This is a genomic window from Verminephrobacter aporrectodeae subsp. tuberculatae, from assembly GCF_026127385.1.
Lineage (GTDB): Bacteria > Pseudomonadota > Gammaproteobacteria > Burkholderiales > Burkholderiaceae_C > Acidovorax > Acidovorax aporrectodeae.
In genome coordinates, this window is record NZ_QZCX01000002.1 from 169,399 (window position 1) to 186,415 (window position 17,017).

At 62.7% G+C, this 17,017-nt stretch carries 15 protein-coding genes; 9 read left to right on the plus strand and 6 right to left on the minus strand.

Translation table 11 applies throughout. The features are described from left to right. Window position 1 precedes the first annotated feature (1 nt). Complete coding sequence (locus tag D5041_RS08820) at window positions 2–835, plus strand: molybdate ABC transporter substrate-binding protein (RefSeq protein ID WP_265284461.1); 834 nt, start codon at window positions 2–4, stop codon at window positions 833–835. 9 nt (window positions 836–844) lie between these two features. Here D5041_RS08820 and argF read toward each other — a convergent pair whose 3' ends face one another. Both argF and D5041_RS08830 read right to left on the minus strand, forming a co-directional pair. Then, window positions 845–1,765: an ornithine carbamoyltransferase gene (argF, locus tag D5041_RS08825; RefSeq protein WP_265284462.1), complete on the minus strand. Its 921-nt coding sequence runs from the start codon at window positions 1,763–1,765 to the stop codon at window positions 845–847. Between the two features lie 18 nt (window positions 1,766–1,783). After that, a complete protein-coding gene (locus D5041_RS08830) occupies window positions 1,784–2,980 on the minus strand; it encodes an aspartate aminotransferase family protein (RefSeq protein WP_010107777.1) in 1,197 nt (398 codons plus the stop codon). A 326-nt stretch (window positions 2,981–3,306) separates the two neighbouring features. Between D5041_RS08830 and D5041_RS08835 the strand changes: the two genes are divergently transcribed. From D5041_RS08835 to D5041_RS08865, 7 genes are all read left to right on the plus strand, one after another. Further along, a complete protein-coding gene (locus D5041_RS08835) occupies window positions 3,307–4,350 on the plus strand; it encodes an ArsJ-associated glyceraldehyde-3-phosphate dehydrogenase (RefSeq protein ID WP_010107782.1) in 1,044 nt (347 codons plus the stop codon). A 1-nt stretch (window position 4,351) separates the two neighbouring features. Continuing rightward, on the plus strand, window positions 4,352–5,596 hold the full coding sequence (gene arsJ / locus D5041_RS08840) for an organoarsenical effux MFS transporter ArsJ (protein WP_265285070.1): 1,245 nt from the start codon (window positions 4,352–4,354) through the stop codon (window positions 5,594–5,596). A 275-nt stretch (window positions 5,597–5,871) separates the two neighbouring features. After that, window positions 5,872–6,381, plus strand: coding sequence for an arsenate reductase (azurin) small subunit (locus D5041_RS08845; RefSeq protein ID WP_265284463.1), 510 nt, complete (start codon window positions 5,872–5,874; stop codon window positions 6,379–6,381). Between the two features lie 284 nt (window positions 6,382–6,665). Continuing rightward, entirely contained in the window at window positions 6,666–9,149 is a 2,484-nt protein-coding gene (locus D5041_RS08850) for an arsenate reductase (azurin) large subunit (RefSeq protein ID WP_029554582.1), read from the plus strand. Between the two features lie 44 nt (window positions 9,150–9,193). Beyond that, window positions 9,194–9,763, plus strand: coding sequence for a DUF2867 domain-containing protein (locus D5041_RS08855; RefSeq protein WP_265284464.1), 570 nt, complete (start codon window positions 9,194–9,196; stop codon window positions 9,761–9,763). 201 nt (window positions 9,764–9,964) lie between these two features. Beyond that, window positions 9,965–10,477: a DUF1993 domain-containing protein gene (locus tag D5041_RS08860; protein WP_029554583.1), complete on the plus strand. Its 513-nt coding sequence runs from the start codon at window positions 9,965–9,967 to the stop codon at window positions 10,475–10,477. 80 nt (window positions 10,478–10,557) lie between these two features. Then, window positions 10,558–11,610 carry a cyclase family protein gene (locus D5041_RS08865; RefSeq protein WP_265281808.1) on the plus strand — a complete coding sequence of 351 codons (1,053 nt, stop codon included), beginning with the start codon at window positions 10,558–10,560 and terminating at the stop codon, window positions 11,608–11,610. Window positions 11,611–11,649: 39 nt separating this feature from the next. Here D5041_RS08865 and D5041_RS08870 read toward each other — a convergent pair whose 3' ends face one another. The 3 genes from D5041_RS08870 to D5041_RS08880 form a co-directional block, all read right to left on the minus strand. Continuing rightward, a complete protein-coding gene (locus D5041_RS08870) occupies window positions 11,650–12,843 on the minus strand; it encodes an aminotransferase-like domain-containing protein (RefSeq protein ID WP_265284465.1) in 1,194 nt (397 codons plus the stop codon). Window positions 12,844–12,937: 94 nt separating this feature from the next. Next, the gene (locus D5041_RS08875) at window positions 12,938–14,098 is read right to left on the minus strand and encodes a LacI family DNA-binding transcriptional regulator (RefSeq protein WP_236610810.1); all 1,161 of its coding nucleotides are present in this window, start codon (window positions 14,096–14,098) and stop codon (window positions 12,938–12,940) included. Next, window positions 13,998–15,095, minus strand: coding sequence for an aldose 1-epimerase family protein (locus D5041_RS08880; protein ID WP_265284466.1), 1,098 nt, complete (start codon window positions 15,093–15,095; stop codon window positions 13,998–14,000). Before D5041_RS08880 ends, D5041_RS08875 begins: the two co-directional genes overlap by 101 nt. Before the next feature lie 489 nt (window positions 15,096–15,584). Between D5041_RS08880 and nth the strand changes: the two genes are divergently transcribed. Then, window positions 15,585–16,223 (plus strand): endonuclease III, encoded by a 639-nt coding sequence (gene nth, locus D5041_RS08885; RefSeq protein ID WP_010107808.1) that lies wholly within the window; start codon window positions 15,585–15,587, stop codon window positions 16,221–16,223. Between the two features lie 34 nt (window positions 16,224–16,257). Here the strand turns inward: nth and D5041_RS08890 are convergent, their stop codons facing one another. Further along, window positions 16,258–16,995 carry an aspartate/glutamate racemase family protein gene (locus D5041_RS08890; protein ID WP_265257597.1) on the minus strand — a complete coding sequence of 246 codons (738 nt, stop codon included), beginning with the start codon at window positions 16,993–16,995 and terminating at the stop codon, window positions 16,258–16,260. Window positions 16,996–17,017: the final 22 nt, after the last annotated feature.

The following is a 17,017-nucleotide window of genomic DNA, read 5'->3' on the forward strand; positions in this document are numbered from 1 at the left end:
CATGGCCTGCCGTTCCCGGGCAACTGCGGCGATTGCCGCGTGCGCCATGCTGCTTGGCGCCTGCTCCACGCCGACCGCGCCCGGGGCCGACGTTGATGCTGACGCCGACGCCGTGCAGGTCTACGCCGCCGGAAGCCTGCGCGCAGCCCTGACCGAAATCGCGCGCGAGCACCAGGCGCGCACGGGGCAGAAGGTGGCGCTGACCTTTGGCGCGTCGGGCCTGCTGCGCGAGCGCATCGAAAAGGGCGCGCCCGCGCAGCTGTTTGCCTCGGCAAATACCGCGCATCCCGAGCGCCTGGCGGCAGGCGCCGGCTGGCAGGCACCGGTGGTGTTTGCGCGCAATACCCTGTGCGCGCTCGGCAGCGAGAAGATCGACGCCACACCCGACACCCTGCTCGCGACCCTGCTGCGCAGCGACGTGCGGGTGGGCACCTCCACGCCCCGGGCCGACCCCTCGGGGGATTACGCCTGGGAGTTCTTTCGCCGGGCCGACGCGCTGCGACCCGGGGCCTACGCGCTGCTCGACGCCAAGGCCCTGAAGCTCACGGGCGGCGCCGACTCGCCCACGCCGCCCGCGGGCCGCAACGCCTACCTGTGGCTGATGGAGCAAGACCGGGCCGACGTGTTGCTGACCTATTGCACGAACGCGGTCGCAGCGCGGGCCGAACGGCCGCGCCTGCGGGTGCTGCCACTCCCCCCGGCGCTGCAGGTCGGGGCGGCTTACGCGATGACGCTGCGCCAGGGCGCAGCCCCCGCAGCGCAGGCATTTGCCCGGGCGCTGCGGCAACCGGCGGCGCAGGCGGCGCTGCAGCGGCTGGGGTTTGAGTTGCCCTGAGCCGGGCGCTTATGCGTCGCGGCCCAGCAGAAGGTATTCCATGAGCGCCTTCTGCGCGTGCATGCGGTTCTCTGCCTCGTCCCAGACGACGGACTGGGGGCCGTCGAGCACGTCGGCCTGCACCTCCTCGCCGCGGTGCGCGGGCAGGCAGTGCATGAACAGCGCGTCGGGCCGGGCCGCGGCCATCATCTCGGCGTCCACGCACCAGTCGGCGAAGGCCCTCTTGCGCGCCTCGTTCTCGGCCTCGTAGCCCATGCTGGTCCAGACGTCGGTGGTGACCAGGTCGGCGCCCGCGCAGGCGGCCAGCGGGTCGGCAAAGAACCGGTAGCTTTCGGTGCCGACGTCCCGCGCGCCTGCGGTCCATTTTTCATCGATTTCGTAGCCGCACGGCGTGCTCACGTGCACCTTGAAGCCGAGCAGCGCGGCGGCTTGCAGCCACGTGTTGGCCATGTTGTTGCCGTCGCCCACCCAGGCCACCGTGCGGCTCTGGATGGGGCCGCGGTGTTCGATGAAGGTGAAGATGTCCGCCAGGATCTGGCAGGGGTGGAACTCATTCGTCAGGCCGTTGATCACGGGAACGCGCGAGTGCGCGGCGAAGCGCTCGATGCGCGCCTGCTCGTAGGTGCGGATCATCACCAGATCGACCATGCGGCTGATGACCCGGGCGCTGTCCTCGATGGGCTCGGCGCGGCCCAGCTGGCTGTCCCCCGTGGTCAGATGCACCACGCTGCCGCCGAGCTGGTACATGCCCGCTTCGAAGCTCACGCGCGTGCGCGTGCTCGCCTTCTCGAAGATCATGGCCAGCGTGCGGTCCACCAGCGGGTGGTGCTTTTCGTAGGCTTTGAACTTCCTCTTGATGTGCGCCGCGCGCTCGAACAGGTGGGCGTATTCGTCGGCGTCCAGGTCGTTGAATTGCAGGTAATGCTTCATGGGGTTTCCTGCTGCGCCTCACTCGGCCAGAATCGCCCGCACCAGCGGGACCAGTTTCGCGACGATCTCGTCGGCCTCGGCGCTGCACAGGATCAGCGGGGGCAGGAGGCGGATCACGCGGTCTGCGGTCACGTTCAGCAGCAGCCCGGCTTCGGCCGCGCGCGCGATCAGCGCGCCGCAGGGCCGGTCCAGCTCAATACCCAGCATCAGGCCCTGGCCCCGGATGTCGTTGACTCCGGCCAAGCCGCCGAGTTTGCGCTCGAGCGCCGCCCGCAGCTGCGCGCCCACGGTGGCGGCGTTGTGCAGCAGGCCGTCTTCTTCGATGATGCGCAGCGTCTCGACGCCCGCGCGCATGGCCAGCGGATTGCCGCCAAAGGTGCTGCCATGGTTGCCCGGTTGCAGCACGTTCGCGGCCCTGGGGCCGGCCACGACGGCGCCGATCGGAACACCCGACCCCAGGCCCTTGGCCAGGGGCATCACGTCGGGGACGATGCCCGCCCATTGGTGGGCAAACCATTTGCCGGTGCGCGCCGTTCCGCACTGCACTTCGTCGGCCATCATGAGCCAGCCGCGCGCGTCGCAGAGCCTGCGCAGCTGCTGCAGATACTCGGTGTGCAGGGGGTTGACTCCGCCCTCGCCCTGTATGCTCTCGAAGAACACGGCGACCACGTCGGGCCGGTTCGCGGTGGCCTGTTCGATGGCCCGGATGTCGTTCAGCGGCACGCGCACGAAGCCCTCGACCAGCGGGCCAAAGCCGCTGCGGACCTTGGGGTTGTCCGTGGCCGCCATGGAGGCGAAGGAGCGGCCATGAAAGGCCTTCTCGTAGACCACGATCTCGGGCCGGGCGATGCCCTGGTCCACGCCGTACTTGCGCGCGATCTTGAGCGCCGCCTCGTTCGCCTCCAGCCCCGAGTTGCAGAAGAACACATTGCGCATTCCCGACAGTTCCACCAGCTTCGCGGCCAGCGCCTCCTGCAGGGGCACGTGGTAGTAGTTGGAGGAATGGATGATCTGCGTGAGCTGCTGCTGCAAGGCCGCAACCAGCTTGGCGTGGTTATGGCCCAGCGTGTTCACGCCGACTCCGCTCAGGCCGTCGAGGTATTCCTTGCCGTTCACGTCCCAGACTCGGCAGCCCTGCCCGCGCACCAGCGCGATCGGTGCGCGGCCATAGGTGTTCATCAAATGGGGCGAGGCGGCCTCGATGCGAGCGGTCATGCACAAATCTCCAGAAGGGTGCGGTGGCGGGGCGGCCGGCGGCCACCCCCATATCGCCGAAAAGGCGAAGCGCAATTCTAGTGTTGATGCGCGGCTTATGAAATACACTTTCGCGTCGGGAGCCGTTGGCGCAGCGTGCATCCTCGTTCATGAATCCGGGCGACCTTGATCCCCGGATCGATCTGGTATTCAAGCGCATTCTCTCGTGCGCGGATTGGCTCTGAGGATTTTTTGGATGTTGTTTCACTTCAGGTGCCAGTCATCTAACTGTCATTCGATCATGCTACCCTTGATGGATAAAGGAAAAGAGGCATGCGATGAAAGTGATGAAAGTGGGCATCAACGGGATGGGCCGCATCGGTCGTTTGGCCCTTCGTGCGGCGCTAGGCGCCGCAGAGCGCCAGCCCGATGACCCCCGCGCCGGCAATCGCCTGGAAGTCGTTCATCTGAACGAAATCAAGGGCGAAGCAAACGCAACCGCGCATTTGCTCGCGTTCGATACGGTGCAAGGCAGGTGGCGCGAGAATATCCGCGCCGAGGGTGACAAGGCCATTGTCATTGGCAGCAAGCGGCTCTCGTTCAGCGCGCATCCCGCTGCGGCAGAGATCCCATGGGGCGAACTGGGGGTGGACACCGTCTTGGAATGCACAGGGAAATTCCTGAATCCCGAGTCCCTCCAGGGGCACCTTGACCGAGGTGCGAAAAGGATCATCGTGGCGGCTCCTGTGAAAGTTGGGGACGTTCTGAACGTCGTGGTCGGCGTCAATCATGAACTCTACGACCCCGCCAGGAACCGCATCGTCACGGCCGCTTCCTGCACTACGAACTGCCTGGCACCGGTGGTGAAGGTGGTACACGAAAATATCGGCATCAAGCATGGGCAGATTACGACCCTGCACAGCCCGACCAACACCAATGTGGTCGTGGACGCTACGCACAAGGACCTGCGCCGCGCCCGCAGTGCCATGCAGAGTCTGGCGCCGACGACGACGGGTAGCGCCAGCGCCATTGCACTGATTTATCCCGAACTTAAGGGCCGGCTCAATGGTCATGCGGTGCGTGTTCCGGTGCTGAATGCTTCGTTGACGGACTGCGTTTTTGAGCTTGAGCGCAAGACCACGGCGGAGGAAGTAAACGCGCTCTTCAAACAAGCCGCCGAGTCCTGCCTGGCAGGCATTCTCGGTTACGAGGAACGACCCTTGGTGAGTGCGGACTACGCAGGTGACACCCGCAGTTCTGTCGTCGATGCCTTGTCGACCATGGTGACCGACGACTCGCTCCTGAAGGTCTACGCTTGGTACGACAACGAAATGGGCTACGCCTGCCGCATGGTTGATTTGGCCTGTCACATGCGTGAAGTCGGTGTTTGAGATGCAGGGTCACGCCACGCGCAACTACGCCATCGTCACCGCGGCCTACTGGGGATTCACCCTGACGGACGGTGCGTTGCGCATGCTGGTGCTGCTGCACTTCTATCGCTTGGGGTACTCGCCATTCGCTCTGGCCTTTCTCTTCCTGCTCTACGAAGCTGCCGGCGTGCTGGCCAATCTTATCGGCGGATGGCTTGCGACACGCCATGGCATCACACGCATGCTGACGGTGGGACTACTGACCCAAATCATCGGGTTCACTTTATTGTCCCGGCTCGATTCCGCATGGTCGGACGCAATGTCGGTCGTATGGGTCGTTCTGGCCCAGGGCATATGCGGGGTCGCCAAGGACCTGACCAAGACGGCCAGCAAATCTGCCATCAAGCTCACTTCGGCAGAGGCAAAGCAACAAGTTGCGGGCCAACTCTTCAAGTGGGTTGCCTGGTTCACGGGCAGCAAGAATGCGATGAAGGGCGTAGGCTTCTTCCTGGGTGGACTGCTTCTGCAAGCGCTTGGCTTCAGGTTGGCACTCTGGGCGCTGATCGCGTTGCTCGCGCTGGTGCTGCTCGGTGTCGTCACGTCGCTACCCAGGATGATGGGCAAGAGCAAGGCCTCCCGATCCGCCAAAGAATTGTTCGCAAAAAACGCTGGCATCAACGCGCTGGCAGCTGCTCGCGTGGTGCTTTTCGGAGCGCGCGATGTCTGGTTCGTCGTCGGCGTGCCGGTTTTTTTGTATTCGCAAGGCTGGACGTTCACGATGGTGGGCGGGTTTCTCGCCGCTTGGACCATTGGCTATGGTCTGGTGCAGGCGCTGGCGCCGAAGATTGTCAAACGGAGCCCGGACGGTCTGAGCGAAGAGGTTCCAGCGGCCCGTCTGTGGTCAGCAATCCTGGCGCTTGTTCCGATCGCGATTGCCGTGGCGCTTGTATTGCAGGCGCCCTATCTGGAATGGGTTGTGGTGGGAGGGCTGGGTCTCTTCGGCTTTGCTTTTGCCGTCAACTCCTCCGTTCACTCGTACTTGGTTCTGGCCTACGCCGGCTCGCAGAAGACCGCCGAGGACGTTGGCTTCTACTATGCAGCCAACGCGCTTGGACGCTTTTTTGGAACGCTGATGTCCGGATTATTATACCAATGGGGCGGACTGATATATGCTCTCGGCGGGTCGGCCGTAATGCTGCTCATCTGTTGGCTGATCACACTCGCTTTGCCGGTGAGCGTGGACAAAAAAATCCCCGCAGTTGTTTGAAGGATACCCATGAATCAAACGGAAGGGATCAAGGTCCTGGGAGCGTTGGCACCAGAAAATCGCCTTCGGTGGTTCAGGCTCTTGGTGATTATTGGTAAAGAGGGACTGGCGCCCGGGTATGGTCGCATATCCAAACTGTGTCGATTGAACCGGCGAATTTCAGGTTCAGGATGGACTGATACGACTTCTGTGCGACGAATTTCACTTCGATCCCAATGCGGGCACTCAGGTGACGCTCCCGGCACCAGAAGGAAAATATCAAAACGGAGAATAACATGAACGACGTCAGGATCGCGCGCCGCTTCTTTCTGAAGTCGGGTGGAGTTGCTGTGGTGGCAGGATCCACGGTCATCCCGATCCATAGTGTGAACGCTACCCCGGTGCCAGCAGACGCAATGGGAACTACGCTTTTGTATCCCCGCAAGGCCATCGGCAAGGTCAAGGGAATGCCTGTGAACCAAGCGATACCGTTCTCGTACCCCGATACCAGTTCACCGTGCTATGCCATCCGCATGGGCAATGCCGTCCCTGGTGGTGACATCGTTGCCTTCAGCTCAATGTGCACGCACATGGGCTGCCCAGTGACATATGACGGAGGGACACGCACGTTCAAGTGTGGATGCCACTACTCCATCTTTGACCCCGAAAACAGCGGGCAGATGGTCTGCGGTCAGGCGACCGAAGATCTCCCCAAGATTCAGTTGGAGTATAACTCAAAAATCGACTCTATCACAGCAGTTGGTGTTGATGGTCTGATTTATGGCCGCCAATTCAACATTCTCTGAGCGCATGTGAATTTTTCAATTTCAGCAACGAATTCGACGAGGCAAAGCACTCTGGCTCTGGAAGATGGCGCGATTGGAGCCGAAGTGCTTCTTAAAGGGCGAGTTTGCTTTGATGTAGCGCATCTTGGCGCGCCATGGTCGCCTGCAATGGCTTGTTCTGCACGTTTCAGGCTGCGAAGGCCAAGCTCAGAACCACCATGCGATTGAATTTGTGGTGACACTAATCGCGTAAAAACAAGTAATATTCGCACCGTCATTTATTTACAGACTCTGAGAAGCGCATCATGCCCACCAACATCAATGACCGCATTGCACTACCTCCGAAGGATGCGCAGAAGTCAAATATGACGTGCCACTTCTGCATCGTTGGATGTGGGTACCACGTTTACAAGTGGGACTCGAACAAGGAAGGTGGCCGCCCTGCAAGTCAAAACGCCTTGGGAGTGGACTTTACAAAACAGGTCCCGCCTCTGTCCATCACCATGACCAAGGCGATGACGAACACCATCACCGATAAGTCGGGAAAGCGTTGGAACATCATGGTTGTTCCTGATAAGGAATGCGTGGTGAACAGCGGTCTGTCATCAACGCGCGGTGGCAAGATGGCTTTGTACATGTACGCCCACGATGGCATCACCAAGGAACGGCTGAAGAATCCTCGTATCTTCCGTGGTGACCTATGGCTTGATACTGATTGGGACAACGCGATAGCGCTGTACGCAGGCCTGACAAAGAAAATTCTCGACAACGATGGTCCGAATGGATTATTTTTTGACTGCTTCGACCACGGTGGAGCAGGTGGCGGATTTGAAAACACGTGGGGTACCGGCAAGCTCATGTTCAGTGCGCTGCAAACCCAGATGGCCCGCATTCACAACCGCCCCGCCTATAACTCTGAATGCCATGCCACTCGAGAGATGGGCGTGGGAGAGTTGAACAACAGCTATGAAGATGCGCAACTGGCCGACACCATCTTCTGCACAGGTGCCAATCCGTATGAAACTCAGTCAAACTACTTTCTCAATCACTGGATGCCAAATCTGAGTGGCGCTACGGTGGATAAGAAAAAGAAGTGGTTCCCGGGAGAAACCGCTGCAGCTGCCAAGGTCATCATCGTTGATCCCCGCCGCACGGCAACCATTGCCATTTGCGAGCAAGTCGCGGGCAAGGAAAACGTACTGCACCTGGACATTGAGCCGGGCTCGGATACTGCATTGTTCAACACGCTCTTCAGCTATGTGGTCGACCAGAGCTGGCATGACAAGGACTTCATAGCCAAGCATACCAAGGGCTTCGAAGATGCTGTGAAGACCAATCGTATGAGCTTGGAAGATGGATCCAAGGCGACGGGCATCTCGGTGGACAGGCTCAAGCAAGCAGCAGACTGGGCTTACAAGCCGAAGGCATCAGGCCACCGCCCCCGCACGTTCCATCCCTACGAGAAAGGCATTATTTGGGGCAACGACAACTACGTCATTCAGAGCGCATTGGTGAGCTTGGTGCTGGCAACCCAGAATGTGGGGCGACGTGGCACCGGGGTGTGCCGTCTCGGTGGACACCAAGAGGGCTACGTGCGCCCTCCATACCCGGGCGACAAGAAGATTTATATCGACCAAGAAGTCATCAACGGAAAGGGATTGATGTATACCCTGTGGGGCACAAATCCATTCCAGACGACTCTCAACGCAGAGCAGCACCGCCGGGCTCTTAGCCGTCGCGCCAAGATAGTCAATGAGGCCATTGCAAAGGCTCAAGGAGCGAGCACCGAGCAACTCATTGATGTCATCTATGGCGCGTGCAAGAACAAGGGCGGGATGTTCATTGCAGCGATGAATCTGTACCCTACGACCATTTCCGAGGAGGCCCATTTGCTATTGCCAGCTACACACCCGGGAGAAATGAATGTGACCTCCATGAACGGTGAACGCCGGCTGCGACTCTCCGAGAAGTTCATGGATCCCCCGGGCACTGCGAAGCCTGACTGCCTGATTGCCGCAGACATTGCCAACTCTCTGAAGACCCTCTATCTGCGGGACAACAAAGCAGACATGGCCAAGCGATTCAATGACTTTGACTGGAAGAGTGAAGAGGACGCGTTTAATGACGGCTTCCGTCGAGCGGGTCGCCCGGGTGTGGGGCCCATCGATAGCCAGGGTGGTGACACAGGTTACATGGCCACGTATGCGTTGCTTCGCAAGGCCGGCAACAATGGTGTCCAACTCCCCATCAAGCGCATTGATGGCGACAAGCTCATCGGGACTGAAATCCACTACGACGACAGCAAATTCGATACGAAGGATGGCAAGGCCGAATTCAAGCCTGCCCCTTGGAATGGCCTGCCTCAGACGGTGGCAGCGCAGAAGGCGAAGCACAAGTACTGGATAAATGGGGGCCGTGCCAACGAAGTCTGGCAGACGGCATATCACGACCAGTACAACCCGTTTGTGCGCGACCGCATTCCGATGGCATTCATCGAGATGAACATGGAAGATGCTCGACAGTTGGGAGTCAACCCAGGTGATATCGTGGAGATATTCAACGACTACGGTAGCACCTATGCGATGGCCTACCCACTGAAATCAGTCAAACCCGGCCATACCTTCATGCTCTTCGGCTACATCAAGGGAGTGCATGGTGATGTAGTTACCAACTGGGTGGACCGCAACCTCATCCCCTACTACAAGGGCACATGGGGCAGTATTCGCCGAGTTGGCAGTGTGAATGATTATAAACAGACGATTTCCTTCAAGGACCGTCGATATGCGTAACGCATGCAATAACGCCTATTGGGCCATCAGGACTGGAAAAAAGAATGGATCAGAACCCCGAAAAAAAGCCGAGCATGGCGTATGGCACCCTTCCTGATAACTCGATGATTCGGGAGGAGGGGCGTGATTTTTCCTATGTCGATACCTGTACCGTGCTGATCAACCGGCAGGATATTTCCAACTGGGAGTTGCTTGCGGGATTCTTCCATTCGACACCCAAATGGTTTGACTTTCTGGCGAAGCTGCGGGACCGGGTGGTTTGGTTTTTTCGTCTCAAGACGGCATCCGGAGATCCCAAACGGATCTTGCCGCCCTATTTGCCGGGTCAGCAGATCGGGTTTTTTCAGGTCATCAAATTGTCTGACCGGGGAGTTCTGCTTGGGCAGGATGACAAACACCTCGACTTTCGGACCTCGCTCATGATGATGCCGCACCCTACGGGGACGGTGCTTGCCGTTTCAACCGCCGTCGAAACCAAGAACCTCCTCGGGCGGGTTTATTTCGCCATCGTCGGTCCGATTCACCGGTGGATGGTTCCCGTGTTGCTCAAAGGCATGGTGCGGGTCATCGAGGAACGCGCCCTGCCGCCCGATTTCTACGCAAATACCAAATAATGTCTGCCCCCAAGGGCGCGGGGGCATCCATTTTCGGATGGACCGCATGGCGAACGCAGTGGCTGAGCGCCAGCAAGCTCTTGCCGACGCGCTCGGCAAAGTCTTCTGCAATGTGGTGCAATGCGCTCCCGCCCGCGCCCGTTTGACATGGGGCATGGCGGCGCAGCCCCCTCCCCACACCGTTTTCAGGACATTTTCTCCATGACCTCTCCCATGTACGACGCCAGCGTCCCCGTCTTTCGCCAGATGCTGGGTTCCCTGAAGGACCTGCTCGCCAAGACCGAGGCCTACGCCACGGCACGCAAGATCGAGCCGGATGCGCTGCTGCAGGCGCGGCTGTTCCCCGACATGTTTCCGCTGGCGCGGCAGGTGCTGGTTGCCTGCGACTTTGCCAAGGGCGTCGCGGCACGGCTGGCGGGGGTGGAGCCGCCCTCGCTCCCCGATGCGCAGTGCCCCGGCTTTGCCGAGTTGAACGAGCGCATCGACGCGGTGCTGGCGTTTGTCGAGGGCCTGCCGGTCGCGCAGTTTGCCGACGCCGCGATGCGGCAAATCACCATACAGCCGGGTACGCCGCGCGAGAAGAAGTTCGTGGGCGCGCATTACCTGCTGCACTACGGCCTGCCGCAGTTCTTCTTCCATGTGACCACGACCTACGCGATTGCGCGCCACAACGGCGTGGAACTGGCCAAGCGCGATTACATGGGAAAGTACTGAGCATGCGCCTTGCAGAGCGATGACCGCGCAGCGCCGGGTCGTTGCGTTCGTCGGACTTTTTACCGGAAGGACAACGGAAGATGCCGCACAGCAACCGCAACAGGCGCTGGAAACACCGGCCCGAGGGCTCGAACTGGGGTGAATTCGGGGAAGACGATCAGATCGGGCGCATGCATCTGGTCACCGCCGGGAAAGTCCTGGAAGGCGTGCGCCAGGTACAGGCAGGGCGCAATTTCGTGCTTAGCCTGCCGCTCGACATTCCGGGGCGCTCGGTGCTCAACCCGAGCCGGCATCCGCCCGTGCTGCGCCCGACCCTGCGCAAGGGGCAGGTGAATTTCAAATGCCTGCTCGATCCCCGGCGCCCGGACGTTCTGTCCGACGACCTGGCCGTTTTGCACCTGCAGTACTCGACCCAGTGGGACAGCCTGGCGCACGCCGGCACCCGATTCGACGCGGATGGCGACGGCCTGCCGGAAACCCGCTACTACAACGGCTACGGGGCCGAGGACATGCAGGGCCCCGCGGGCGTTGAAGGTTGCGGCCTGGACAGCGGGCCGCCCTATGCGGGAACGAGCCGCGCCCGGGCGCTCGGCATCGAGCAACTGGCCCGGACGGGTGTGCAAGGGGTGGGCGTGATGATCGATCTGGAGGCCCATTTCGGACCCGGCCGAACCTTGGTCGGCTACGACAAGCTGCGCCAGGTGCTCGATGCGGAAGCGATCGAGGTCGGTCCGGGGGATCTGGTGTGCGTGCACACGGGCTACGCCGAGGCCCTGCTCGGCATGCAGGGCAACCCGGACAGCGCTGTGCTGGCCGAAACCGGCGCCGTCCTGGACGGCTACGATGCGCGCTTGCTGCGCTGGATCGACGAATCCGGGCTGGCCGCGATCGCCTCGGACAACCTCGCCGTGGAGGACTATCCCTCGCGCAGCGACGACCCCTGCTGCAGCGCACTGCCACTGCACACGCACTGCCTCGTGAAGCTGGGAATCCACCTGGGCGAGCTGTGGCGCCTGACGCCGCTGGCGCATTGGCTCCGGGCGCATCGGCGCCACCGCTTCCTGCTCACGGCACCGCCGCTGGATCTGCCGGGGGCCGTCGGCTCGCCGGTCTCGCCCGTGGCCACCGTCTGAGTCCGTCCTGCCGGCGCCCGGGTCGCCGCGCACGGAATGTCAGATGGCCTGGCCCAGCCGGGCCACGCCGGCGCGGATCTGCTCCCCATCGGCCGTGGCGAACGACAGGCGCAGCGTGGCCTTGTCCGGTTGGGCGCAGAAGAACGGCGCGCCCGGAACAAGGGCCACGCCCTCTTCCAGCGCACGCTGGGCCAGCAGGCTGCCGTCGGCCACCTTGCCGCCCGCCCCCGTGAGGCGCAGCCACATGAACAGGCCGCCCCGGGGCGGGGTGAACGCGATCGCGTCGCCCAGTTCCCGGCGCAGGGCCTCGCCCATGGTCCGGGCGCGCTCCGCGTACACCGCGCGCACGCGCGCCAGCGTGGCGGGCATGCGGCCGGACCCGAGGTACTGGGCCGCCGTGGCCTGCGCATAGGTGCTGGTGTGCGCGTCGCTGAACTGCTTGCACATGCTGGCCTTGTCCAGCAGTTCGGCCGGGGCGACCATCCAGCCCACGCGCAGGCCGGGTGCGAGCACCTTGCTCAGCGAGCCGCAGTGCGCGAGCAACGCGCGGCTTGCGGGCACGCCGGCCGACAGGTTCAGCAGGCTCGGCGGCGGCGGGTCCGCGCCGAAGTACAGATCGCCGTAAGGGTCGTCCTCGACGATGAGGGTCTCGTGCCGGACGGCCATCTCCAGCACCTGCCTGCGGCGCTCCAGGCTCAGCAGGGCGCCGCTGGGGTTGCCGAAGGTCGGAATCAGGTACACGAATTTGGGCCGGTGCTCGGCGATGAGCCGCTCCAGCGCGTCGGTCCTGACGCCGTCGCCGTCGATGGGGGCGCTGATCAGCTCGGCGCCGTACAGGCGAAAGCACTGGATGCTGGCCAGAAACGTGGGGCCTTCCACGATGACCTTGTCACCCGGGCTGATGAGCGTCTTGCCCAGCAGATCCAGCGCCTGCTGGCTGCCGGTGGTGACGATGAGGTCCCCGGCGGCGAGGTCCCGGGCGCCCTTGCCGGTCATGAACGCGGCAAGCTGCTCGCGCAGGGGCTGGTAGCCCTCGGTGGCGCCGTACTGCAGGGCCGCACCGGGCGTTTCGCTGAGCGCCCGGAGGCTGGCCGCGCGCACGCCCTCCACGTCGAACAGGGCGCTGTCCGGAAAACCGCCGGCAAAGCTGATGATCCCGGGCTTGCCCAGCAGCTTGAAAAGCTCCCGGATGGCGGAGGTTTCTATGTTGTTCAGGCGGTCGGCAAATTGCATGGTGTGGGCGGCGGGTGGTGGGCGGGGCAGCATAAGCAGTTGGCGGTTTTTCGACAAGCGACGAAATCCCGTTGCGCTCCCCCGGTGAATGGGTTCAGGGCAGGTTCTCCCGGACGATCAAAGCGATCCGAAGGGGTTCGATTCCTTCCTGCGGTTTCTTGCCCTCGCGCAGATTCGCAAGGGTCCGCACGCAGTTCATCACTTCCAATTGCGGGTTCTGGTGAATCACGCCCGCCATGGTTGCGTCAATCAGAAAGCCCCGGGTCTCGGGGGTGAGTTCGTGCCCGACGAAGCTGACTTTTCCGGCAAGCCCCGCTTTCTTCAGCGCCCGCCCGACACCCTCCGCGCCCCCGCCAACGTTGTAGATGCCGACCAATCTCTTGTGCTGGGCGATCAGCTCATTCGTTTGCTGGTACGTGCGCTCGGGGTCATCGTGTCCCTCCCGAACACCCGTGATCTCGAGTTCGGGAAAGCTCTCTTGCAGGAGATGCTGAAATCCCAGTTCCCGCTCGCCATGCCCCCGGTAGCTCAGGCTGCCACAAATCATCACGACCTGCCCGGCCTGGCCGCCGCTCCACTTGCCCAGTACCAAGCCGGCGGTCCTGCCGGCTGCATAGTTGTCCAGACCGATATAGGCGGTCCTGCGGGTATTCGACAGATCGGACGCGACCGTCATGACGGGGACTCCGGAGTCGACCAGGTGGTTGGTCGCATCCCGGACCAGAGGATGCTCCAGCGGGATGAAGGCAATCCCGTCAGATTTCCTGCCCTGCGCCAGCAACTCCTTGGACAGCGCCTCGGCGTTGAACGATTCAACCCAGCGAACCTTGCACTGCACGTTGTACGCAGCCAATTGCTCCTGCGCCCGCAAGGCAGATTCAGCCAGCAGGGAGATGAATCGATTATTCCCTTCGGGAAGAATGAAGCTCAGCCGCGTGCAAGCCGGGTGCAGCATCTTGGCCAGCGTTCCTTCCGGGATGTAATCCAGGCGCGCAGCGGCCTCCAATACCCGCTTGCGCGTCGATTCGCGCACCCCTGTCCTGTCGTGCAGCACCCGGTCGGCAGTGGCCACCGAGACGGCTGCACGGTGGGCGACGTCGGCGAGCCTTGCGCGGGCCCGAGGCGGCTGTTGCATATTCTTCGCAGCCGGTGCTTCAGTGTTCCCAATCTCCCGTCGGCACGGGAAACTCCTCCTGCGCGGGTGCGCCGGCTTTGGCGATGAGGCGCTCGTAGCGTGCAATTTCCGCAGCGCCATCGAGGATGTCGTAGGTCACGCCATACGCACGCTCTGCGCCTGCCGACAACCAGATCAACTCGCCCCGATCGCTGGCAAATTTCTTGCCGAGCACATGGTGTGTGCTCGGCTCGATGCCCATGACGTACATTCCGCTGCGGTAGTTCTGCCATTGGAGGTGGTGCGGGAATTGATTCGCATCCACTTGAATGCCAAGCCCCAGACCCCGCCCGGCGTCAAAACGGTCGTTCACCAAGGCCATGCGCACGACGCCTTCCGGGTCTGGCTGCATGGCATGCTCATAGACCTGCTCTTCAAAACAATCTTGGGGAGCACCCTGGGTGACGCTGCCGACGGCTTGCCATTGCAGATTGTCCGCATGCGATGCCCAGCGGGTATGCCGCACGGGGGCCAGGAATCGGCTGCCCTCGGACAGGACCGGATGGCCAATATTGATGTGGTACATCATCATGTGCGGTGTTTTCGAGAACCCCTCGTTCGTGACTCTGTCCCGGATCCTGACCTGGTTGCTGCCGACGCGTGCCTCTATCCGGCGCCGCAGGGACAGATTCTCACCAAATACCGCGGCTTGTTTTACGAGACCCTCGGCCCACAGGGTGCATTCGTCGCCTTCCCAGGATTCCCCGTATCCGATCAACCGGCCCGGCGTGTGCGCGATGCGCCCATGCAGTGGGGAGAATACGCGCTTGCGCAAGCGGTATTGGTAGTGTTCGGCGGCTTCCTCTTCTGCACCCAGAATATGATCAAGACCGCATGTGACGTGCAGGCCGCTGAACGAGCGCAACCAGCCCAGACCGTCCTCGTCCGTGCTCTCGTGCAGACCCGGGTGGCGAAATCCGGTGGGCGAGTGCCATCCGATGGGCGCGGCCTTGTACTCGCACATGCCGATGTCCAAGGCCCGGTCCACCATCACCCGGAATCTGAGGCCGGTGCCGGTACGAAATTCCAGGCAACGCACCCCGCGCTCCACGCCGTCCCCCAGGGTCAGGAGTTCCACGCCGGCAAACTGGGAGAACTGCCCGGAATACGCCGCAATCCCGCGCCGGGTCCATGTTTTGTCAAAAAGCTTTGTCATGGCTGCCCTTCGGGGCCGATTCGGCGCATGCAGTACCTGAAAAGACGCTGCTGGCTGCCGGAGCGGAAAGCACCAGAGTGCAGAAGATACGAGGGTTCATTTTTGTCTCCAATCATTATTCATGCATCACGGTGTCGCAAATGTTCTGCTCCCGGCTCTACCTGCTTGCGGCCCCCGGGGCATTGAGGTGTTTTGGGGGGGATGCAAGCGCATTTCAGGCAGTCTGGCCAATGGCAAGCCGGGCAAATCATGTGCTTTGAATCCACTCTTTGCGAGTCAGATTCATGATGTGTTTTGAGGTGTTTTCATTGCGCATGATAGCGCCCCGGTATGTAAGCTCAGTGTTTGAGTGGCACTTTATGATGCCGCGTCCTGCACCGCCCGGTCCGCTTGCTCTCGCCCCATCGACCCATGAAAAAAGAATCCATCGTGCCCTTTTTCGCGGCGCTCGAGGCGGCCAACCCCACGCCCCGCACCGAGCTGGAATACACCAGCGTGTTCGAGTTGCTCGCCGCCGTGCTGCTCTCGGCGCAGGCCACCGACGTGGGCGTGAACAAGGCCACACGCAAGCTGTTTGCGCTGGCGGGCTCGCCGCAGGCCATCCTCGACCTGGGCCTGGAGGGACTGGAGGGCCATATCAGGACCATTGGCCTGTACAAGGACAAGGCGCGCCACCTGCTGCAGACCTGTCGCATTCTGGTGGAGCAGCATGCGGGCGTGGTGCCGCGCACGCGCGAGGCGCTGCAGGCCCTGCCCGGTGTGGGGCGCAAGACGGCGAACGTGGTGCTCAACGTGGCCTTTGGTCAGCCCACCATGGCGGTGGACACCCATATCTTTCGCGTGAGCAACCGCACGGGTCTGGCCCCCGGAAAGAACCCGCTGGCGGTGGAAATACAACTCCTGGAGCGGGTTCCGCCGGCCTACGCCGTGGACGCGCACCACTGGCTCATCCTGCTGGGCCGCTACGTGTGCCAGGCGCGCAAGCCCCGCTGCTGGAAATGCGTGGTCGCGCCCTGGTGCGATTTCGGGTCCAAGACGCCGGCGCCATGACCTTTGTCCATTGACCCCCGCCCCGTGGACATTCTCAGCCTGCCCCGAGTGCGCTGATCTCCGGCGACACGCCCTGCCAGGCGACGTCGAAACCCGCGGCCGCGCGCTGCGCCGGCGCCGGGTGCGCGTGCAGCGCCCAGTGCGCGCCGGCCACCACGCTGTCGATGACCGGAACGTCCAGCTGCGGCTGCACCGCGGCGGCCATGCCGGCCAGACCGGCCCCGCCGAGGATGAGCGCCTGCACCCCCAACTGCCGCACGGCGTCGCTGCAGGCCCGGGCGAGCAGCGCGCGCGCGGCCTCGGGGTCGGCCGCCAGTTGCGCGCCCGTGGGGGCCACGGTGTGGATTCCGGCCAGCGCCTGCGCCTGGCCCAGCGCCTGCGCCAGGCGGTGCAGCATGGGGGCCCAGCGCGCGCCGCCGGTGACGATGGCGTAGCGGCCATGGCGCGCGGCCTCGATGAAGGAGGCTTCGGCGAGCCCGGTCACGGGAGCGGGGCTGCTCTCGCGCAGCGCCATCAGGCCGGGGTCGCCAAAGCAGCCGATGAGCACGGCGTCGGGCTGCTGCCGGGGCTGCGCCAGCGCGTGCGCCCAGGCGTCCAGCGCCGCGTGCGCGGCCACGGCGTAGCTAGCTTCGCAGGCGATGTAGGGCGCGCCAAAGCGCGCGGTCGCCGTGCGCACTGCTACATGCGGTCCGGCGGCGGCCTGCACGTGCTGCTGCAGCAGCGCGCTGACGCGGGCCGAGGTGTTGGGGTTGATGACCAGCAGCTGGCGCATGGTGTCTGCTTGTGTCCGGCTC